Consider the following 20,694-nt stretch of genomic DNA (forward strand, 5'->3'; position numbering starts at 1 on the left):
GTCATGAACAATATCGCATTGCTCTTACAAGGTGGCGGCGCGCTGGGCGCCTATGAGTTGGGCGTATTGCGCCGCATGCACGAACAAGGCCTGCTGCCAGTAAAAATGGTGGCTGGCGTGTCGATTGGCGCGGTCAATACCGCGGTGCTGGTGGGTAGCAAACACGCTAATCCGCTCACTGCACTGGAAACACTGTGGCAAAAGCTCACCGTGCCCAATATCCCCTTTGCGCCGCAAATCGTTGAGCAAAATTTATCGCTGCTGGGCAACCCGCATATGTCACGGTTGCGCACCGATGTGTGGAATATGCCGCGCTGGACTTCGGTCTACTCGGCTGACCCATTGCGCGAGCTGCTGACCGAGCTGGTGGATTTTGACAAACTCAATGCCTCCGAGACGATTGTGCAGCTCTCGGCGGTGCAGATCGAAAGTGGCGAGATTGCCACCTTTAGCAATCGCGATGGCCAGCGACTGGAGATGGAGCACGTGATTGCTTCGCTGTCGATTCCACCGATGTTCCCGCCGGTGGTGATCGAGGGCAAACATTACTGGGATGGCGGGTTATTTGATAATGCGCCACTGGGCGCAATGATTAATGCCCTGCCGCCCCAGAGCGAGGCGCATTTTGTGATCGTGAATCTGTTCCCGCTCAAAGGTCAGGTGCCGGGCAATCTGGTCGAAACGCAAGACCGAATGCTGGAGATTATTTTCTCGAACAAAGTCTTGGGCGATATGGGGCGCATGGCCGATTACAACGGCTTGGCCGAGCTGTATCAGGCGCTCAACCAGAGCTTGCCGGCCGACTCTCCAATCCGCCAGCTGGAGGGTTTTAAAGACATCGCCCGCCTGCGCATGCTGCTGTCGCCCACGGTGATTACCAACCAAATGCCCGAGGCCGAGAGCACCACGCTGGATTTCTCGCCACGCAGCATTGCCGCGCGCATCGCCGCTGGCTACCGCGATGCCTGCACGCAATTCTAAGCACTTCCACTCTTAAGGGTATTGCGCGCTAGCCTATATAAATTAAGGCCTGGAAAGCCATACCCCAGCGCCAAATCCCCACAACGCTCAATCAGCCGCCCTGAGCGGGCCAGATTGAGCGTTTGTGCATCAAAGTCGAGCGTTTACGCATCATCGCCGTCCCCCCGCCAATTTATGCTGATCAGCACATTCACCCCGTTTGGAGCTTAATGATGTTGATCCGCCGTTTTAGCCAATTCACCCTCGCTTTGGTCGCCAGCAGCATGCTGCACGCGGCCGACTTTACCCTCAGCAGCCCCGATCTACAGGCCGGCCAGGCCATGAGCCGCCAGCAAGAATTCAATGGCTTTGGGTGCAGTGGTGATAACCGCGCCCCCACGCTGAACTGGCAGCACGCCCCGGCCGGCACCCGCAGCTTTGCCGTCACCGTGTACGACCCCGATGCGCCCACCGGCAGTGGTTGGTGGCATTGGCTGGTGGTGAATCTACCCGCCACCAGCAATGGCCTGCGCGCCAAAGCGCTGCCTGCTGGCGCGCTGGAAACCCGCACCGATTACGGCCAGCCCGGCTATGGCGGGGCTTGTCCGCCGGTGGGCGATGCACCGCATCGCTATATCCACACTGTCTGGGCGCTGGATATCGAGCGTTTACCCGTGGATGCGCAAGCTAGCGGCGCGCTGGTTGGCTACCTGCTCAATCAGCATGCGCTGGGCAAAGCCCAACTCACCGCCACCTACCAGCGGCGCGCCCAACCATGATCGCCAGCCTGGATCACTGGGTGCTCACCACTGGCGATCTGGCAAGGTGCCTGACCTTTTACCAGCAGCTGGGTTTACGCGCGGTTGAATTCGCCCCCGGCCGCTGGGCCTTGCACTTTGGTCAGCAAAAGATCAATCTGCATGAGGCTGGCGCCGAAATCAGCCCGCATGCCCGTTACCCACAGCCGGGCAGCCAGGATTGGTGCTGGCTCGTGAGCGAGCCACTCGCGCAAGTACAAGCGCGGCTGCAAGCACTGGGCATCGCCATCGAGCAAGGGCCAGTGCGCCGGCAAGGCGCGGGCGGGCCGCTGTGGTCAATCTATCTGCGCGACCCGGATGGCAATCTGCTCGAGCTGGCCGAGCAAGACGCCGCCAGCGCAATACAGGAGTAAACATGGCCAATTTGCAGCTACGCAGTATTCAGCATGGGCTGATCTTGGCCCAAGAAACCCAGCTGCTGCGCGAAGTGCATTGCCTGCAACCGGTGTTAATGCGGGTGCGGCAGGGGCAAAAACACTGGTGGCTGGGCGAGCACAGCGGGGTGGCCAGCACGGGCCAGCTGCTGCTGATGCCCGCCGGCGCAACGCTGACTGTGCGCAACGAGCCCGGCCCGCAGGGCTATCGCTGCGAAGTTATCACCCTTAGCCCGCAACTAGTGCAGCTGGCGCGCCAGCAACATGCGCAGTGGCTGGCGCCGCAGGCCACCCACAGCCCGCGCTATAGCTGCCCCGCCAGCCCGGTGATTGGCCAGCAATGGGATGAATTATTCGCCGCGCTCGCCGCACATGAACCCGAACCGCTGCTGGAACACCGCGCCTGCGGTTTATTGCTCAGCCTTTTGCTGGCCGACTGTGGCGGCCACCTGCTGCTGGATCGCAGCAGCCGCAGCGATGAGCGGGTGCAGCAGCTCTTGCTGCTGAACCCCGGCCATGATTGGACGGTGCAAGCCCTAGCGCGCCAGCTGCATGTGGGCGAATCCACCCTACGCCGTCAATTGCAGCAAGAGGGCACCTCGTTTCGCCAGCTACTGGATCAAGTGCGCCTGAATACCGCGCTGGGGCTGCTGCAAACCACGCGCCAGCCCATTGGCCAGATTGCGCTGCAATGCGGCTACGCCTCGGCCTCGCGCTTTAGCCAGCGCTTTAGTCAGCGCTTTGGTATTGGCCCGCAACAGCTGCGCAAATCGATTCCCGCGGCCAACCACTAGCCGTGGGTATATCCATCCAAGCAAAGCTAAGAAACAGTCCCAGCCACATACCCTACCGATCCAGTGAAAGCCGGCAAGTCCGCGGCAAACCCGCTATGCTGGGCAGATCTGCTGTCTTGCGCTGGAGCCCGCCATGAGCAATCACCCCGCCTTCGATGCCAAATACGCCGCCGGCCGCGCCCTGCGCGACACAACCGCCCGCGGTAGCCATCATCACCCCGGCAATCTGGAGCGCGACCCGGTGCAGCTCTTGAAGCAATCCAGCCAAGGGCGAGTGCAAAGGCTGGTGCCGCTGCGCTATGGGCGAATGCTGACCTCGCCCTTTGCCTTTTACCGCGGCAGCGCCATCATTCAGGCGCACGATCTGGCCGGCACGCCGCACAGTGGCATTTATCAACAGATTTGCGGCGATTGCCATCTGATGAATTTCGGCGGCTTTGCCACCCCCGAGCGCAATCTGATCTTTGATCTGAATGATTTTGACGAAACCCACCCCGGCCCATGGGAATGGGATGTAAAACGGCTGGCGGCCAGCTTTGCCCTCGCCGCCGACCACATCGGCTGCCATCAGGACAAGATTGATGACATTGTTTATGCCGGCATCCGCAGCTATCAAAGCCACCTCGCCGATTACGCCGAGCTACCGGCTCTGTCGCTGTGGTACGAGAAAATCAGCTTCGCCGATCTGCGCGAAGACGCTACCGACCCCGATGCCGCCACCCTACTGGACGGCCTGATCGCCAAAGCCGGCAAACGCACCAATGAACTGCTGCTGCCGAAAATGAGCCAGAAGCAGCAAGGCCGCTGGATCATGAACGACAATCCGCCCAATTTATTTCATATCCACGGCGATAACCGCCTATTCGACGAAGATGACAACTGGCTCTCGCTGGGCAATTGGCATACGCTGGCCGACGGCCTGATCGAGAGCTATCGCACCACGCTCAGTTATAGCCACCAGCAATTGCTAGGCTATTTTTATCCACAGGATATGGCCTTTAAAGTCGTTGGGGTTGGCAGTGTGGGTACACGGTGTCTGGTCTTGCTGCTGGCCGATGATTGCGACAACCCGCTGTTTTTGCAGATTAAAGAAGCCGTGCCCTCGGTGCTGGCGCAATTTAGCCCCAGCCCCACCTGCAGCTTTACGCATCAGGGCCAGCGCGTGGTGACCGGGCAGCGCGTGATGCAAGCCGCGAGCGATTATTTTCTTGGTTGGGGTACTGGCCCGTTTGGCCGGCATTTTTACTTCCGCCAGCTGCGCGATATGAAGGTCGCAGTGGAGCTCGAAACGCTAGATGGCGATTTATTACAGCATTACGCCCGCCTGTGCGGGCGCGCCCTCGCCCGCTCGCACGCCCGCGCCGGCGGCCAAGGCGCGCAAATCAGCGGTTATCTGGGGCGCAATGATCGCTTTGCCAGCGCACTGGTCGATTACGCGCAAAGCTATCGCGCGCAAGTCGAGCGCGACTACCAGCAGTTTCGCAGCGCCTGCCAGCGCGGCGAATTGCCGGCGCAAACCGAAGCCGACTTTGGGGCCGATTTTCGGCTTTAAATCCACCCCCTGCTAGATGCAGTGAGGCAGTTCACGATGCAAGTTTTCGACAAGCGGCAGGTAAAGATCGGACATTCAACGACCCTAGATGGGCTTTTACAGTGGGGATGTGTGGCCATCCGGCCATGCTGAATAAGCGGCACAGACCGCCCACTGGAGTGAGAGCCATGCCAACGCATCAACATATACCCCCGTGCAGTATTAAACCTAAAACCAGTCCAATCAAAACCTTTATAAATATACCCGTATCTTTCATCGCAGCTAGCTTACTAGCTCTAGGCAACGCAGCATCTGCGGAGTCTAGTCCAGCAATTTGCGCCAATTATTGGCAAACCGATCAGGCTTACCATGCAGGCGATGTGCGTAGCCATCTTGGCCGTAATTATCGAGCCAACTGGTGGACGCAAGCCATGCGCCCCGATCGAGCAGCCAGCCGCAGCGAATGGCAAGATTTAGGCCCTTGCCAGTACCCTGCCCATAGCGTGATCACACTGCGCGGTGATCAGCTCACACCCATCACAGGTCCAGCTATGCAGATTGGCACGCACTATCGGGTGCATATTCTGCTGCCCGCTAACTATCAGCCGGATCGGGCTTACTCGACACTGTATGTGGCAGATTGGAGCTGGCTAGGGGAGCGTAGCAGTATGCAAGACTTGCTTCGCATATATGAGCAACGTGAAGTCCCCCTCTCGGAACTGCGTAGCGTGCCCGAGCAAATTACTGCCGCCGAGGCCGCAGGTGAGGCCTCGCCAGTCATCGTGATCGGGCTCGAATGCCCCGATGACCTGCTCGCCTGCCAGATTCGCCGCGAGCGGGATTTCACGCCCAACAGCTGGGCGCCAGAAGAAGACTACATTCGCGGTGTATTGTGGCCGGAATTGCCAGCCGGTCTAACCATTAGCGGTGGCGGTGAGGCATTTGGCCGATTTCTGCGTGAAACCGTGATACCACACGTTGAACAACGCTTTCGCGTTGATCCAAAGCAGCGAGGTTGGCTGGGCACTTCTCTAAGCGGTTTATGGGGGCTTAGCCAACTCAATCAACGCTCACGGCTATTTAGTCATTACCTGCTCAATAGCCCATCACTGTGGTATGCCGATGGCGCGGTGCTCACAGAATTGACAGTCCAATCTCCAGTGAATTTACGGGGTATCCGCACGGTTTATCTCAGTAGCGGCAGCGAAGAAGCCGCCGAACAGCCCTTGCTGGATTTGCTGGGTGCACAATTACGGGAAAAACAGATTCCCACTGAACAGCGCACCCTGCCAGCAGCCACCCATCTTTCCGCCCCCAGCAGCGCCACCCGCATCGGCCTGCCATTGGTTTATCCTGCTAGCAGTGCGCCCTAACTGGGCACACGCACTCCGCTAGGGTCGCAGTTTTGTGGCCCTAGCCAGTCGTCTGGGCTCTCAATAGCTGGAAGGATGAGCATAGGCGAGGCTTCGGCAACCCAGCATCCGGCACGATTGTGCGATGGCCGCGTGGAAAAATATTCGTTCAAGGACCATAGGCCCGATTCCATGCACACTCTAAGTGCAAAGAAAATACGCAGGAGGAAAGGGTAAATTGGCGCCTTTGCATTCGCAGGGCGGCCCCCTAAGATGAGAGTGACTCTCGCTCCGGGTACAACAATGCGAACTGTTTTTCTGGCTCTGTTAATGTGCTGTACGACGGCGCAAGCGGATTGGGCGCCCGTGCAAGCCACGGTGGATGGTAAGGCCCAGCGCTATACCCCGCTGGCAAAAGCCCAAAACCCATGGCGGATTTGCGCCTTGTTACCCCAAGGCAAAGATAAATTCTGGTGGGGTGTCTCGTGGGGGCTGGCACAACAAGCGGCCCAAGTTGGCGTCAAAATTGGCATCTATCAAGCCGGCGGCTACGATCAGCCGCAACGCCAGAAAGCTCAGTTTGAAGAATGCCTACAGCTGGGCGCCCAGGCGATTATTCTGGCCACCATCGATAGCGCCGATATTTCGCCGCAGATCACCAAGGCCAGCCAGCAAGGTGTACCCGTCATTGATCTAACCAATCAAAATGATCATCCGCAGATCAGCGCTCACGTTTACAGCAGCACCCAAGCCATGGCCCAAATGGCCGCCAATTACCTGCTAGCCAGCACCACGGGCAAAAAACCCGTGGTGGGCTGGTTGCCCGGGCCACTGAATGCGCAATGGGTAAAAAAGGCCGAAACTGGGCTGCAACGCAGCCTGCCGGCCGAGAAAGCGCAGGTCGTTCACGGTGGCTACGCCCCAACCGATCTGAGCTCGCAAATGACGCAGTTACGCGCCCTGCTGGCCCGCGCACAGCCGGATTTTTTGCTCCTGAACGCCGTTGCCGCCGAAGCCGCGGCACGGCTGATGCCGCATCAACCCGTGGCGGTGCCCATCGTGGCGTATTACAGCAATGAGGGCGTACTGAATGCGCTCGCGCACAGTAAAATCAAAGCCGCCGTCACGAGCTCGCCGGTAATTGAGGCGAGGATTAGCGTGGATCTGGCCGTGCGGGTGCTGGAGAAAAAACCCTACCCGCGAGTGGTTAATCCGCCGATCACGCTGCTAACGCCGGAAAATGTACAGCAATTCAACCGCAGCCAACTCAATGCGCCAGAGCAGCAATGGTTTATTGCCCGTCCGCTGCCGAAATAAGCCCAGCTGGCTGACCCAATCATCTAGCAACAGTGCAGGCGCCCCAACAATGCTGAACAACCAGATTCCCACAACAAATAATCCTTCCCCAGTTCCAAGCCCACGGCCGGCCAGCCCCGCCGCGTCTAGCCTGAGTGGTAATCTGTTTGCGGCGGCCGCGCCGCCCGCCAGTGGCGAGCTATTTAGCGTCTTGCTGGAGCGGCCAGATTTATTGATTGAGCGCATCGTCAGCTCAGATCAACTCAGCCCCACGCTGTATTGCCAAACGCAAGACGAATGGGTGGTGCTGCTGCAGGGGGAAGCCAGTGTGCAGTTGGGCGCTGAGCGCCTGCAGTTGCAGGCCGGCGATTATCTGTTTATCCCGGCGCAAACGCCGCATCAGGTGCTCGCAACCAGCGCGGGTGCGCTGTGGCTGGCGATTCATCATGGACCGCGCGGGGCGGCGTGAATATCACCACGCCAGCCGGCTAAGCTTACAGGTATATCGTCAAAAGCATTATTTGAATTAGTCTACAATTAAATACCCACAGCAGGTATTTTAACAAAGCCAGCGGCAGCACCACCGCAGGCCTGCGCCCGCTAGGCAAAGCAGCTGCAGCGGCGTAGCGTAATGCGCAGAGATCAACGCTTGGAGCCGCTATGTCTAGCTACGCCTCAGAATACCTCAACACGGTCACCGCTCTGCTGCAGCGGGTGCAGGATGAACAACTGCCCCAGCTAGAGGCCGCCGCCGCGCGCATTGCCGCCTGCATTGCCAGCGGTGGGCTGTGGCATGTGTTTGGTAGCGGCCATTCGCAGCTACTGGCCGCCGAGCTGTTTTACCGCGCGGGCGGCCTCGTGCCGGTGAATGCGATTCTGGATTTACCGCTATCGGTGATGGTGAACGCGCGCCGCTCAACGTGGCTGGAGCGGGTGCCCGGCTATGCCGAGCAATTGCTGCAGGATGAACCGGTCAGCGCCGGTGATGTGGTGCTGGTGATTTCCAACTCGGGCCGCAATGCCGTGCCGATCGAAGTGGCACTGGCCGCCAAAGCGCGCGGGGCAACGGTGTTTGCGCTCACGGCGGTGGATTTTTCGCGCCGGGTCAGCTCGCGCCACCCCAGCGGCTATAAGCTGCTCGACTGCGCCGAGATCGTGTTTGACAACTACGGCGTTGATGGCGATGCCGTGGTGCAGATCCCCGGCTGCGCCAGTGCGGTGGCCGCCACCTCTACCGTGGTGGGCAGCGCATTGTTGCAAGCGCTGGCCGCAGCGACCGTGGCGCAATTACAGCAAACTGGCCACGCAGCCCCGGTCTGGCAAAGCGCCAATGCCGAAGGTGGCGAGACCCAAAATGCCGCCCACCTCGCCCAGTATCAGGGCCGGATTAAGCGGCTATAGCCATGCGCTACCCTCGCCTACTGCGCTGGCTACAAGGTGCGGCGGTGATCCTGCCGTTGCTGTATCTGCTGGGCGGCGCCATCGTGCTGCTGCTATTTTATCGTACCCCGCCCGATGGTCTGGGCAATCTGTTTATCTTTTTATATACACTGCCGCTGGCGCTATTGGGGCATAGGCTGTGGCCGGGGCAGTTTCCCTTTATGCCCGGCGGCTATTATCTAGCGCATACGCTGTACTTTATCCCCAGCGTTTTGCTGCTGGCGGGGCTGCTGTGGCTGGCTTTGCGCGCACTGGCGCGATGGCTGGCACGCGGCCCATCTCACGCACAGCCCGGCAATCAGCAATAAAAAACCCGCTCGATGCCCCGAGCGGGTTCAGTCTGCTTTCGCCTACGATTCTGCGGCGCTTTAGCTGGCGAGCTTCAAACCCATCACGCCGGCCACGATCAAGGTCAGGCAAGCAATGCGCGCGGCATTAAGCGGATCGCCAAACCAGATAATCCCGCCTATCGTCACCCCCACTGCGCCAAGGCCAGTCCAGATCGCGTAAGCGGTACCGGCCGGAATATCTTTCATTGCCCACGAGAGCAGGCCCATATTCAGAAACGACAGCAATACCGAGCCCAGCATCAGCCAGCGGCTAGGGTAAATCTGTACCAGCTTGAGCGACAGCGCCCAGATAATTTCAGTAAAAACGGCAAAAGCCAGAATCAGCCAACCTGACATCACAACCTCCTACGGGGCCTTGAACAACGGGCTCGGAAGGTCGAGGCTGCCGGAAACCCGCAAGAGGCAGCGGCCGGCATTATCGCCGGCCGCTACGGGCGGGGCAAGCATGTCAGGCGGGTAAAAATACCATTCGGCGCATCAATTCAAGCACTTAGCCGTCAGCGCCGGTAGTTGTAAAAGCCATCATAAATCCGGCCGGTGCGGTCAAAATTGCAGCTATAGGTCAAGTTACGTGACCCACCCTGCACAAAAATCACCTGCCCATCGCCGGTTAAGTTACGGCCATTCAGATTGGTGCTAAACAGGCTAAGCGATTTCACTGCGCCATGATCATCATCCAGATGGCGCTGCAAGACCTGACTGCATTCCTGCCGCAGATATTGCGTATCGCTCAGCGGATTACCGCCAGTGCCAGCGGCGTAGCTCTCGCGTTTCTGGTTTTGCGCCAGCTCGCTGTCGCTGGGCTTTTCGTTGGCCTTATCGCCGTTTTTATTGCCACTCATCATCGCGGCCAATGCCACCAGCCCGACCACCCCCGCGCCGATCGCCAGCGCGCGGTCCCGTTTTTTGTGCGAATCATCTTTACCACCCAGCGCATCCTGACTCACATTCCAGCTCACCACTTCGCGATACCGCACTTTGCAGGTAAAGGCATGGTCTTTGCCATCGCGATTGGCGCGCACCCGGCCATTCAAATCATACGAATCCCAGCCGGTATCCTGCACATCGTCATAGCGGGCATCGCTGTATTCATTGCCCCAATGCACAATCTTGTCATCACAATCGCGGCGGGCGCTCGATTCGTTGTATGCCAGTGCAGGGCTGGCAGTGCCTAACAAACTTGCAATCAGCAAGCCAATCAATACTGGGCGGGTCGTGGCCATTGTCGTGCTCTCCAGGTGCTAGTTGATCATTTGCATGCGGGTGCATGTCATTCAAACTAGCAGACGGAGACAACAATTCGATGACATGCTGGCCAGGCGAGCGCTGAACAACCGCCAGTAGGTAGGCACTTGCGCGCCAGCAGCGCGAGGTGCACACGGCCACCTCATCCAAACAAAAGGGGTATAGCCACAAGAAGCTCTAAAATCAGAGCCTCTGTCGCTATACCCCATTTAGATCAAATAGCTTGCCTTATTTCAACCGACGCAATTTGGCAATAAAAAAGCCGTCATACACCTCATTGGGCAAAATCCGCCGCGCCAGCGCCACGGCCGCGGGCCAATCTTTGCCTTGCCAGTGCGTGATACCGGGCTGGGTATTGCTGATGGGCAATTCAATCGCTTCCAGCGTCACCGCATCGCCAAGACGATCGAGCACATAGGTCAGCACCCCTTCGTTTTCTTCAGGGGCGAACGAGCAGGTGGAATACAGCACCAGCCCACCCGGCTTCACCGCCTGCAGCGCCGAGAGCAACAGCCGCTGCTGCTTTTTGCTGCATTCTTTCACCTTGGCCGGCGTCCAGTGGTTGAGGGTTTCCGGGTCATTCAGATCAAAGCGCGCCTCGGATGAACACGGCGCATCCAGCAACACCCGATCGAAGGTATCGGGCGTTTTGCTGCCGACCGCACGGCCATCATGCATATAGCAGCGGGCCATGGTGACGCCTTGCTCGTCCAGGTTGCGTTTCAGGCGGAAAAACCGATCTTTCACCGGCTCCACGGCCGACAGGCGACCGTCATTTTGCATCAGCGCGGCCAGTAGCGTGGTTTTACCACCGGGGGCGGCGGCCAGATCCAGCACCGCTTCACCGGCCTGCGGCGCAACCAGCAAGGCGGCCAGCTGGCTAGAGAGGTTTTGCAGATAGATTTCGCCCGCGTAAAACTCGGGAGTTTCGGTCAGCGCGCGCTTTTGTGCCGCCGGCACAATGGCGGCGGCCGGATAATAATCCACCGCCGTGAGCACAAAGCCCGCTGCGCGCAGACGCTCCAGCACTGCCGCCGGCTCGGCTTTGAGCGTATTCACCCGAAAAGCCACCGGCTTTTCACAGGCAAAGCTATCCATCACCGCCGGCAATTGCGCTGCCGGCACAATTTGGGCCAGACGGGCCGCAAAAGCCTCTGGCAAAGAAAGTGTCGTCGTGGTCATGCCGGTATTGTAACTGTAAATCCGGCCTCGCTAGGCTGCCGGCTTGACGCGCGGCCCACACCGGCGCAGCATGGCGCCATCCTTGCAAACCTTGTCAATTACCGGAGCTTCAATATGCGCACCGCCCTACTAAGCGTACTGGCCATCACCACCCTGAGCGCCTGCGCCGCCAGCACGCCAACTCCGCCCGCAAACTGCCCGCCCGCCAATCTGGCCGGTGGCTACCACCCGCAAACCAGCGTATCGCCCGAAGCCGAAGAAGCCGCCGCCGTGGCGCTACGGCAAATGAACACCACCGCCAAGCTGGAGCAGATTTTAGAAGTACGCACCCAAGTGGTGGCCGGCCTGAATTACGCGCTGCGCCTGCGGCTGAGTAATGGCGAGGAATACCAAACCGTGGTGTGGCGCAAACTGGATGGCAGCTGGGAAGTGACCCAGCCACTCAAGAAAACCCCGCTGCAGCCACTCTGCCCAGCGCAATAAGCCCAGCTGCCCGCGGCTCACCCCAAACTTGAGGCGCGCAGCCCAGCCGGCTATGCTGGGTGCATGCGACTTTCTCTGTTTCTTGCACTTCTGCTCTGGCTGGGCCTTTGGGGCTCTAGTCAGGCGCAAACCCGCGTGCCGCTGTATACCTATTACGACGAAGCGCCCTTTGCCCTCGATCGCCCAGATAACTGGACTCAGCGCCTAGCACAGCACCTAACCCAAGCCTCACGCGGCAAATACCTTTTTACCCCAACCACCTTACCGCGCCGGCGCCTCGATCGCCTGCTGGCCCAGCCGGGATGGAATGGCGTAGTGGCTTGGGGCAACCCGGAATTCTTTCCGAATGTCCCCACCCAGCAACTGCGCTGGAGCCATAGCTATTTATATGATGCCGATCTGGTTGTCAGCCGGCGTGAGCGGCCGGTGCGGTTTCAAGGCCCGCCGTCTTTATATGGGCTGCGCCTTGGCGCCGTATTGGGCCGCCAGCTTAATGACTTTGAAGACAGCATTCGTGCTGGCTTGATTGTGCGCGAAGATGCCCCCAGCACGCTGTCTAATCTGAAAAAGCTGCGCGCCGGCCGGATTGATTGCACGCTGATTCAGCGCACCGCGCTACCAGGCCTGCGGCAAAGCTTCCCCGATCTGGAACAATGGCTGTACATCAGCCCAACACCACGACGGGCTTTCAGCCGCCATTTCGCCGTTGAGCCGGGTCAGCAGGCCTTGTTTGAATTTCTACAAACCGCCAGCCTGCAAATGCCGGCCAACTTATTCAACCATTAGCCCGCCCGCTCAAAGCGCAGCTTCATCAGCAACACCCCGCTGGCCAAGAGTAGCGTAAAGGCATTGGATAAAATAATCGGTGCCGACTGAATCAACAGGCCATAAACCAGCCAGCTCAAGAGCCCCACACACAGCAGCGCATACATCCCCAGCGAAATATCCTGCGTACTGCGCGTGCGCCAGACTTGCACCACCTGCGGCACAAAGCAGCTGGTGGTGCAGGCGGCGGCAAATAGGCCTAATAGCTCAACCGGATTCATGCTGCCACCTCCGTGCTAGGCGCCCAGCGCACCTCGCGCCAATCACTGATCTGCCCAGCGATGCCGGCCGGGCTTGGCGCCTGCTGCCCCACCTGAATCACCGTGCAGCTCGCCGCCAGCGCGCTGGCCATGCCGGCGCTGGCATCTTCAAACGCCAGACATGCGCTGGCCGGTACGCCCAGCAGGGCGGCGCCGCGCAAATAGGGCTCGGGGTGCGGCTTGCCGTGCTCAATATCATCGGCACAAATGCTGTAGCGGGGCAGCGGCAGGCCGCAATGCGCCAAGCGAGCCTCCATCACCGCCCGCGAGGCGGATGTCACCACCGCCCAGCGCTCGGGCGGCAGTTGCGCCAGCCACGCGGCTGCGCCTGCTATTGCCACCACCCCCGTACTATCGCTGGCCTCCAGCTGATCTAGCCACGCGCTTTCTGCCGCAGCATCCAGCTCAGGGGCGACTAATTTCACCGTGCTGCTGCCGGGAATACCATGGCATACGGCCAGCACCCGCTCCAGCGCAATGCCATGGCGCTGACACCAGCGCGCCCAGATTTGCTCGATATTGGCCGTTGAATCAATCAAAGTGCCATCCATATCAAACAGAAAATAGTTTGAATTCAACAACATGCCGTTCACTCCTTCGCCTGTGATGTGGCACAGTATTCACGATCTGGCACCCGATAAAATCGAGTTTTGGCCGGATTTTCTCTACAATCAGCTCAATACTTAGCCACGGATTGCGATGATGCTGGTCAGGGAATGGATTTCCCCCACCGAGGGGCAGGGCTGGTTTTATCAATGTCTGGAAGAAACCCTGTGCCCGTTTCAGTGGCACTATCACCCCGAATTCGAGCTGACCTTCACCCTGCGTGCCCGCGGGGTGCGCTATATCGGCAGCGATATTGACCCCTTTGGTGAAATCGATCTGGCGCTGGTAGCACCCGGCCAGCCGCACACCTGGCAGGCCAATCCGCCCGAACAGGGCCAGCTGCATCAGGTGCAGGTGGTGTTATTTCGCCTCGAATGGCTGGATGGGCTGGCGCAAGGGGGCTTGCCCGAGTTGCGCGCCTTGCGCAGCTGGCTGGCCAGTGTGCGCACCGGTGTGGTGTTTAGCCAGGCGCTGGCGGTGGCGCTGCAGCCCGCGTTTGCCGAGCTGCATAGCTTGCGCGGCGTACCGCGGCTGGCCTGCTTGCTGAATATATTGCACGCGCTGATGCAGGATGCGGGCGCGCGACTGATCGATGGGCCGGGGCTGGTGTTTCACGAAGATCGCCGCCTGCAGGTGGCGCTGGCGCATCTGCAACAGCACTACACCCGCCCGCTGGCGCTGGCCGAATTGGCCGCCGTGGCCGGGGCCAGCCCGGCAACCCTGAAGCGGCTATTTCATGACGGCATGAAAACCACCTTTAGCGCCTTGCTGGCCAGCTTGCGCATTGGCCATGCCTGCCATTTGCTGCTGACCACCGAGCGCAGCATTGCCTTTATTGCCACCGCCAGTGGCTTTCCGAGCGTGAGCCAGTTTTACCGCAAATTTATCGAGCTAAAGGCGCTGCCGCCGGCGCAATATCGTAGCGCCGTACGTAGCTAAACCATGGGTATTGCCTCCTGACGCATATTAATCAATGTCTCTAGGGCAATACCCAATCCACCTATTCGATTCTGAAGCGCGCTACCAAGCTTTGCAGCTCGGCCGCTACTTGCTCCACACCGGTGGCGCTATCGGCGGTATGGCGGATCGACACGCTGGTTTCTTCCACCATTTGCGAGATATCTTCCACTCGCACCGCAATGCTATTGCTCGCCACGCTCTGCTCGCGGGTAGCGGCGGCCACTTCGCGCAGATGCTCCAGCGTGGCTTCGGCGCCGTGGTGAATCTGCCCCAGCGAGGCCGATACATGGCCAGCCAGCGCTACGCCGCGCTCCACCTCCGGCAAGGCACCTTGCATTAGCTCGACCACTTGCGTGGTTTCACCCTGAATCGTGGCCAGCATGCGCTCGATATCTACCGTGGCCGATGAGGTGCGCTCGGCCAGCTTGCGCACTTCGTCGGCCACCACAGCAAAGCCGCGGCCTTGCTCGCCGGCGCGAGCGGCCTCGATGGCGGCATTCAGCGCCAGCAGATTGGTCTGCCCAGCAATATCTTTAATCACCGCAGCAATGCCGGAAATCTCGCGCGCCTTGCTATCCAGCTCGCGAATCTGGCTGGTGGCGGTGCTGACGCTGCTGGCGATTTGCGCCATTGAATCGCTGGCCTCGCCCACCTGATTCACGCCGGCATGCGCCAGCGCCGTGGCCTCCTGCGAGGCTTGCTCGGTCACCGCCGAATTATCCGAAATATGCGTAATGCTCACGGTCAGCTCTTCCATCGCCGCGGCCATCGAGGTGGTGGCATCGGCCTGCCGCGCGGCAGCTTGGGCGATTTCGCGACTCGAGAGCGCGATCTGCGCCGATTGTGTGCCCAAGGTGCCGGCATGTTGCTGCACATCGCGCAGCATCTGCCGCAGCCCGTCCACCATGGTATTGAGCGCCCCGAGCAAGCTGGCCGGATCGCGGCCGGTGATATTCTGGCGCAAATCGCCAGCCGCAATCGCCTGCATAATCTGCATGGCCTCGCGCGGCTCGCCCCCCAATTGCGACAAAATCGAGCGGGCAATCAGCCACGAAGCGCCGCCCAGCAACACCGCCAACAGCAAAAGCTGGCCCACGCCCAGCCAGAGTTTATGCAGGTAGGCGGCGTTCAGATCATCTTCATACACACCGGTACACACCACCCAATTCCAGCCCGGCACCGGCAGGGCGTAGGCAATTTTCGGCTGCGGCTGCGGATTGCCCGGCTTGGCAAAATGAAAATAGGCAAAGCCGCCGCCCTGCTGCGCGGCTTTCACCAGCTCTTGCAAAATCATCACGCCGTTCACATCCTGCAGGCCGCCTTTAAACTGGCCTTCAAATTCAGGCTTGAGCGGGTGCATGCGATACACCATCGCAGTATCAATGATGAAAAAATACTCGGTCCGCTCAAAGCGCACGCCGCGCAGCGCGGCCGCAGCCTGCTGCTGCGCTTCGGCCTGGCTTAGCTCGCCGCGCTCGGCGCGATCTTTAAAGTAATTCACCACTCCGACAGCCGATTCGACCTGCGCCCGCACTTTGGCCTGCCGCTCTTCGAGCATGCTGCGGCGTAAATCCTGCAAGGTCAGCGCGCCGCTCAAAGCCAGCATCAATAAAGCCACGCCACACAAGACCCATAAGCGGGCGCCAACGCGCCAGCGCTGTAATAGTGCATTCATTTTTTGTCCTCCCAGACTGAGAGCTGGACTACGCCAGCCTTGATCAAGGCCGGAGTCTAGCCAGTGGCCGCCTACGGCGGGGCCAGGATCTGGCGAGCGGCTGCAAGACTTAGGTCAGCGGCATAAAAGCCACCCTCAGCGGTTGAAACATTAGCGTTATCTAATTTTAAGTTGGGCGCGCCATGCTCCAGTCGGTGGCAGGGCTTGCGCCGCCCCAGCGGACCGCCTAAGCTGGCCGCCGTACCTGCGGCTGAGCATAGGCTGCGCTGAGGCCAACAGGCTCTCGCGCAACAATAATGATGGGTATATGACAGTAAACAACATTAATCGAGGCCTGCAGCGACATACCCCCGCCAAGTACATCACGCCAGCCCTGTCATCGCCTACTTCTGCGGCGGGCGGCGCTCAGCGCAGGCAGGCTTAGGTCAACAACTTTGTCATAGATGGTGGCAGGCCGAGTTCCCGCCCTGCGTGTTCATTTTTACCCTTATGGCATCGGCATTTCTCCACAGCGCCCACTGGGGTTGGTGCGATACGCTCAATACATGCGCCAAACTCAGGAAACCCCACGATGACGACCCCACGCATCCCCCCGCTCAAGATCATTGAAGACCACCCCAGCGCCATGGCCCCGCCGCCGCGCCCAAACCAGCCGCCACACCAGCGCTGGCTCGGCTATCTGCTCACCGGGCTGGCGTTTGCTTTGCTGGGCTTTGGGCTAGTGAGTGCCCAGCATATTTACCCGGCTTTTCACCTGCCGCTGTGGTCAGAGCTCACGCTGTTTGCCTCGTTTCCGGTGGTGATTTACGGCGTGGTGAAGCTGGGCTAAGCCAGCCAAAACTGTCAGCCCGCTGTCATTCAAAGCTGGCATACTGCGGTTTTATCCTTGAAGATCGCCACCATGCGTCACCTGCTGCTACTTGCCCTGTTCGCCCTCACCCCATTCGCCCAAGCGCGCACCATCGGGATTTTTAATGGCGCCGGCACGTGCGAAGGCTGCGGCGAAACGGTGGGTGCATTTTTTCAGGCGCGGCAGGACAAGGTGATTTACCTAAATGAGAAAACCCTTAGCGCCGCCACCTTAGCCAAGATTCAGGTGTATGTGCAGCCCGGTGGCTCGGATGACATCGACGAAACGCTCAATGCCCTGCGCCCGGCGCAGATACGCGCCTTGCGCCAGTTTGTGCAGCAGGGCGGCAGCTATCTGGGTATTTGTGCCGGCGCTTATCTGGCCGGCCGCTACAGCGATGCCGCCAGCCGCAAACCCGCTTTTGGCCTCGTGCCCATCAATGAAGTCGATGCCGAAATAGCCAGCCCCGCCGCCACCTTGCTGCCAGTGCAATGGCAAGGGCAAACCCGCTGGTTTTATCACCAAAGCGCCCCACATCTCGGCAAAACCGCGCCCGCCGGGGCCGAAATTTTAGGCCGCTATCAGCGCAGCGGCCGTATCGCCGCGCTGAGCACCCGCTTTGGCCACGGCAAAGTGCTGCTGGTCGGCCCGCATCTGGAAGCCGGCCGCGACTGGTATCAGGCTGATGGCCTCAGCCTGCAATACGGCACCGCCGAGGCTGATTTTGCCCGCCTGCTGGATCGCCTGTAAGCCGCGCGGTGTGAATGCTGCCGCTTTTCTGCGGCAATTGTTACGGGTGGCTGGCTGACGAGCTGATTACAATCGCCGGCTTTCATTACTCTATCCACCCGTCATGCGCTGCTTAATTCCTGTTGCCCTCCTTCTTCTCACCACTGGCTGTGCCTCGCTCAGCGATAGCGAATGCCGTACCGGCGATTGGTATAGCATCGGCCTGCGCGATGGCCAGAATGGCTATAGCTCGCAAGTTGCCGAGCATGCCAAAGCCTGCCGCAAGCAGCGCGTGGCGCCCGATCTGGAACAATACAATCGTGGGCGCGAAGAAGGCCTGCGCAGTTATTGCACGGCCAGCAATGGTTATCAGGTGGGTTTGCGCGGCGCGCAGGCGGGCAATGTGTGCCCGGCCGGCACGCAGGCCGCATTTCAAAATGCCTATCAGCGTGGCTATCAGCGCTACAAGGTGCAGCAAGAGCTGCAGCAGGTGGAATGGCGCATCGATAATTACAACAAGCAGCGCGGCCAGCTCGAAGAAAAACTGCGCGCCGCCCAAACCGATAAAGACCGCCGCAAATACGAGCGCGAGCTAGACAACCTGCGCCAGCAAAACCGCGATGACCGGCGCCTACGCGATATTTTGCGCGCCCAGGTGATCGCCCTGCCGCTGCTGTATTCGCAATAACGCGATGCCCCTTGCAGGTATATCCAGCCAAGCCATGTAAAGATTAGCCTTTAGAGATATACCCTTAATAAGACTGAATCAGGCACATAGCCACAGCCTAGTGCGCCGGCGCCGCGGCCGGCAGTGGCAGCCGCACGCTAAAGCGGCAGCCACGCCCCGCCAGCCCGGTGCCTAATTCAATCTGGCCGCCCAGCCGCGCTACCGCCTGCGCCACTATCGCCAGGCCCAGCCCGGTGCCAGCTACGCTGTGGCCAGTGCCGCGCACAAAGCGCTCAAAAATCCGCCCCTGCTCGGCGGGCGGAATGCCCGGGCCGCTATCGGCCACTTCCAGCAAGAGCTGCGCGCCCTGCTGGCTGAGGCTCACTTCGATCTGATCGCCGGCATGAATATACGCCACGGCGTTATTAAGTAGATTTTGCACAATCGATTGCACGGCATGGGCATCTAGCCGGGCGGGCAAGGTATCGGGCGCATTCAGCCCCAGCTCGATCTGCCGTGCCAGCGCCGCCGGCGCCACGCGGGCCAGCTCGGTTTGCAGCAGGTCGGCCAGATCAATCTGCTGCGGAGTTTCGAGCCGATCATTATCGATATGCGATAGCTCCAATAGCTGGGCGATCAGGTGCGAGGCGCGGGCAATGGCGGCTTCCAGATCTTGCCCGGCGGCTTGGCGCGCCGCGGGCGTGTCGGCCCGCGCCAGCACATGTGCCTGCGCCGAAATCACCGCGATGGGCGTGCGCAGCTCATGCGCGGCATCTTGCACAAAGGCATGCTCGCGGGCGATTTTGCTGCGTAATTGCTGCAATAGCCGCTCTAGCGCCGCGGTTAGCGGTTTAAGCTCGGCATAGGGGCTATGAAAATTCAGCGGCGACAGATCATCTTTATCTTTGCTGGCAATCAGCTGCGAGAGCTGGCGCAATGGCCGCAAGCCGCCCGACACCACCAGCCCGATCACCAGCGACATCACCGGCAGGGCGATCAACATCTGGATGGTCATTTCGGGCAGCAGCACTTTCAGCAGCACCTGCGCGCTAAATTTGGGCGCCGCTAGGCGGATTTCCCACTGCGCAGCGCGCATCAGGCACACCCGATATTCGGCGCCATTCACCACCACATCGTAAAAAGCCTGCGGCTGCAGCGCCAGCGGCACGCCCCGGCTTTCCGGCGATAAATACAGCTGGCGGCCTTGCCGGTCATTGAGCTGCAGCAGCATCGATTGCTCGACTTTGGAATCGCGCAGGCCGGTATTAAACATCTCGGAAGCCGTCGCCAGCACGCCGATGGCATCGCGCTCGGAGCGGGCCTTGCCCAGCTCCACTAGCAGCGTCTGGCCATACAGCTGCAGGCTACGGTCGCGCTCGGAAGTGCGGGTGAATTGCCAATAGCCATAAATCGCCAGCGTAAACCACACCGCCACCAGCGCCAGTAGCAAGGCCAGCAACACCCGCCGGATCAGGCTGGGGCCTAATAAGCTCAGGGATAATTTCATAGCTCAAATAAATACCCAACACCGCGCAAAGTGCGAATGCGGTGCGCGCCGATTTTGCGGCGCAGATGCGATAAATGCACTTCCAGCGCACCAAAATCCAGCGCGTCGCCCAGTGGCGATAGCCGCTGCGCCAGCGCACTTTTGGGCACCACCAACCCCGGCTCGCGCGCCAGCTCCAGCAGCAATTGAAATTCGCGCGGCGATAAATCCAGCGGCACACCATTAAGGCTGGCCAGGTGTTTGCGCGGCTCGATCTGCAGCTCGCCCAGCTGCCACACCTCGCTGGCCTGCTGCGCATAGCGGCGCAACACCGCCCGCATGCGGGCGATCAGCTCAGCAGTGGCAAAGGGCTTGATGATGAAATCATCGGCGCCGCTATCCAGCCCGGTTAAACGATCATCCAGCGCCGAGCGCGCGGTAATCACAATAATCGGCGTGGCGATACCCGCCCGGCGCCAGCGCTGCAGCAGATCAAAGCCCACCCCATCGGGCAGGGTGAGATCGAGCAACACGCAGTCGTAATCCATGTCTTGCCCGCTGTGCGGGGCCGTCGCCAAATTACGCCGCCAATCGCTGCTAATGCCTTCGGCTTTTAAAGCCTGCTGCAGGGCAAAGCCCAGATCGAGGTCGTCTTCAATAATCAGAATATGCATGCCAGCACTGTACCTGAAGAACCTTAAGCTTTTCCTAAGGATGCGTTTGACATACTGCCAGCGTTGCTTCCCGCCGGCGAGCGGCCAGCTCCCGCCCACTGCGGCTGATGTCTAACCCAACCATTCAGGATTTAATC

Annotated in this window: 24 protein-coding genes; 16 read left to right on the forward strand and 8 right to left on the reverse strand. The window is 59.9% G+C overall.

The genetic code is table 11. The annotated features are described in order from the left end of the window. The first annotated feature begins 3 nt into the window (after positions 1–3). From G482_RS0113985 to G482_RS0114030, 10 genes are all read left to right on the forward strand, one after another. Complete coding sequence (locus G482_RS0113985; protein WP_028450548.1) at positions 4–981, forward strand: patatin-like phospholipase family protein; 978 nt, start codon at positions 4–6, stop codon at positions 979–981. Positions 982–1,193: 212 nt separating this feature from the next. Continuing rightward, positions 1,194–1,739, forward strand: coding sequence for a YbhB/YbcL family Raf kinase inhibitor-like protein (locus tag G482_RS0113990; RefSeq protein WP_028450549.1), 546 nt, complete (start codon positions 1,194–1,196; stop codon positions 1,737–1,739). Continuing rightward, the gene (locus G482_RS0113995) at positions 1,736–2,131 is read left to right on the forward strand and encodes a VOC family protein (protein WP_028450550.1); all 396 of its coding nucleotides are present in this window, start codon (positions 1,736–1,738) and stop codon (positions 2,129–2,131) included. Before G482_RS0113990 ends, G482_RS0113995 begins: the two co-directional genes overlap by 4 nt. Before the next feature lie 2 nt (positions 2,132–2,133). Continuing rightward, a complete protein-coding gene (locus G482_RS0114000; protein ID WP_034619751.1) occupies positions 2,134–2,946 on the forward strand; it encodes a helix-turn-helix transcriptional regulator in 813 nt (270 codons plus the stop codon). A gap of 133 nt (positions 2,947–3,079) precedes the next feature. Continuing rightward, a complete protein-coding gene (locus tag G482_RS0114005) occupies positions 3,080–4,498 on the forward strand; it encodes a DUF2252 domain-containing protein (RefSeq protein ID WP_028450552.1) in 1,419 nt (472 codons plus the stop codon). A gap of 410 nt (positions 4,499–4,908) precedes the next feature. Next, a complete protein-coding gene (locus G482_RS0114010; RefSeq protein ID WP_028450553.1) occupies positions 4,909–5,850 on the forward strand; it encodes an alpha/beta hydrolase in 942 nt (313 codons plus the stop codon). A 309-nt stretch (positions 5,851–6,159) separates the two neighbouring features. Then, on the forward strand, positions 6,160–7,146 hold the full coding sequence (gene torT / locus G482_RS0114015) for a TMAO reductase system periplasmic protein TorT (RefSeq protein ID WP_051259048.1): 987 nt from the start codon (positions 6,160–6,162) through the stop codon (positions 7,144–7,146). 49 nt (positions 7,147–7,195) lie between these two features. Next, the gene (locus tag G482_RS0114020) at positions 7,196–7,594 is read left to right on the forward strand and encodes a cupin domain-containing protein (protein ID WP_084414711.1); all 399 of its coding nucleotides are present in this window, start codon (positions 7,196–7,198) and stop codon (positions 7,592–7,594) included. Between the two features lie 191 nt (positions 7,595–7,785). Beyond that, complete coding sequence (locus tag G482_RS0114025; RefSeq protein ID WP_028450556.1) at positions 7,786–8,526, forward strand: sugar isomerase domain-containing protein; 741 nt, start codon at positions 7,786–7,788, stop codon at positions 8,524–8,526. Between the two features lie 2 nt (positions 8,527–8,528). Continuing rightward, positions 8,529–8,873, forward strand: coding sequence for a hypothetical protein (locus G482_RS0114030; RefSeq protein ID WP_028450557.1), 345 nt, complete (start codon positions 8,529–8,531; stop codon positions 8,871–8,873). Positions 8,874–8,933: 60 nt separating this feature from the next. Here the strand turns inward: G482_RS0114030 and G482_RS0114035 are convergent, their stop codons facing one another. The 3 genes from G482_RS0114035 to G482_RS0114045 form a co-directional block, all read right to left on the reverse strand. Then, positions 8,934–9,251 (reverse strand): DMT family transporter, encoded by a 318-nt coding sequence (locus G482_RS0114035; protein WP_034619752.1) that lies wholly within the window; start codon positions 9,249–9,251, stop codon positions 8,934–8,936. 161 nt (positions 9,252–9,412) lie between these two features. Continuing rightward, complete coding sequence (locus tag G482_RS0114040) at positions 9,413–10,138, reverse strand: hypothetical protein (protein ID WP_028450559.1); 726 nt, start codon at positions 10,136–10,138, stop codon at positions 9,413–9,415. Positions 10,139–10,388: 250 nt separating this feature from the next. Continuing rightward, positions 10,389–11,342, reverse strand: a complete 954-nt coding sequence (locus tag G482_RS0114045; protein WP_028450560.1) for an RsmB/NOP family class I SAM-dependent RNA methyltransferase — start codon at positions 11,340–11,342, stop codon at positions 10,389–10,391. A gap of 114 nt (positions 11,343–11,456) precedes the next feature. On the opposite strand from G482_RS0114045, the gene G482_RS0114050 reads away from it, so the two are divergent. Then, entirely contained in the window at positions 11,457–11,825 is a 369-nt protein-coding gene (locus G482_RS0114050; RefSeq protein WP_028450561.1) for a cystatin domain-containing protein, read from the forward strand. A 63-nt stretch (positions 11,826–11,888) separates the two neighbouring features. After that, the gene (locus G482_RS18845) at positions 11,889–12,611 is read left to right on the forward strand and encodes a transporter substrate-binding domain-containing protein (RefSeq protein ID WP_156905411.1); all 723 of its coding nucleotides are present in this window, start codon (positions 11,889–11,891) and stop codon (positions 12,609–12,611) included. On the opposite strand, the gene G482_RS0114060 is transcribed toward G482_RS18845, so the two are convergent. Together G482_RS0114060 and G482_RS0114065 are read right to left on the reverse strand one after the other, a co-directional pair. Then, on the reverse strand, positions 12,608–12,871 hold the full coding sequence (locus G482_RS0114060) for a SemiSWEET transporter (RefSeq protein ID WP_028450562.1): 264 nt from the start codon (positions 12,869–12,871) through the stop codon (positions 12,608–12,610). The two genes, G482_RS18845 and G482_RS0114060, sit on opposite strands and share 4 nt — an antisense overlap. Continuing rightward, positions 12,868–13,494 (reverse strand): HAD-IA family hydrolase, encoded by a 627-nt coding sequence (locus G482_RS0114065; RefSeq protein ID WP_084414713.1) that lies wholly within the window; start codon positions 13,492–13,494, stop codon positions 12,868–12,870. The genes G482_RS0114060 and G482_RS0114065 overlap by 4 nt, the downstream gene beginning before the upstream one ends. A 118-nt stretch (positions 13,495–13,612) precedes the next feature. Here G482_RS0114065 and G482_RS18850 point away from each other — a divergent pair, with 118 nt between their 5' ends. Continuing rightward, positions 13,613–14,455 carry a helix-turn-helix domain-containing protein gene (locus tag G482_RS18850; protein ID WP_051259050.1) on the forward strand — a complete coding sequence of 281 codons (843 nt, stop codon included), beginning with the start codon at positions 13,613–13,615 and terminating at the stop codon, positions 14,453–14,455. A gap of 61 nt (positions 14,456–14,516) precedes the next feature. On the opposite strand, the gene G482_RS0114080 is transcribed toward G482_RS18850, so the two are convergent. Next, positions 14,517–16,151 (reverse strand): methyl-accepting chemotaxis protein, encoded by a 1,635-nt coding sequence (locus G482_RS0114080; protein ID WP_028450564.1) that lies wholly within the window; start codon positions 16,149–16,151, stop codon positions 14,517–14,519. 571 nt (positions 16,152–16,722) lie between these two features. Here G482_RS0114080 and G482_RS0114085 point away from each other — a divergent pair. From G482_RS0114085 to G482_RS18860, 3 genes are all read left to right on the forward strand, one after another. Continuing rightward, the gene (locus G482_RS0114085) at positions 16,723–16,980 is read left to right on the forward strand and encodes a hypothetical protein (RefSeq protein WP_028450565.1); all 258 of its coding nucleotides are present in this window, start codon (positions 16,723–16,725) and stop codon (positions 16,978–16,980) included. Positions 16,981–17,052: 72 nt separating this feature from the next. Beyond that, entirely contained in the window at positions 17,053–17,751 is a 699-nt protein-coding gene (locus tag G482_RS18855; RefSeq protein ID WP_051259051.1) for a BPL-N domain-containing protein, read from the forward strand. A gap of 103 nt (positions 17,752–17,854) precedes the next feature. Further along, entirely contained in the window at positions 17,855–18,418 is a 564-nt protein-coding gene (locus tag G482_RS18860) for a DUF2799 domain-containing protein (protein ID WP_051259052.1), read from the forward strand. A gap of 97 nt (positions 18,419–18,515) precedes the next feature. Here the strand turns inward: G482_RS18860 and G482_RS0114100 are convergent, their stop codons facing one another. Continuing rightward, positions 18,516–19,904 carry a sensor histidine kinase gene (locus G482_RS0114100; protein ID WP_051259053.1) on the reverse strand — a complete coding sequence of 463 codons (1,389 nt, stop codon included), beginning with the start codon at positions 19,902–19,904 and terminating at the stop codon, positions 18,516–18,518. Next, entirely contained in the window at positions 19,901–20,557 is a 657-nt protein-coding gene (locus G482_RS0114105) for a response regulator (RefSeq protein WP_028450567.1), read from the reverse strand. The genes G482_RS0114100 and G482_RS0114105 overlap by 4 nt, the downstream gene beginning before the upstream one ends. Positions 20,558–20,694 lie beyond the last annotated feature (137 nt).

It is taken from the genome of Chitinibacter tainanensis DSM 15459 (assembly GCF_000429785.1).
In the GTDB taxonomy this organism is placed as follows: Bacteria; Pseudomonadota; Gammaproteobacteria; order Burkholderiales; family Chitinibacteraceae; genus Chitinibacter; species Chitinibacter tainanensis.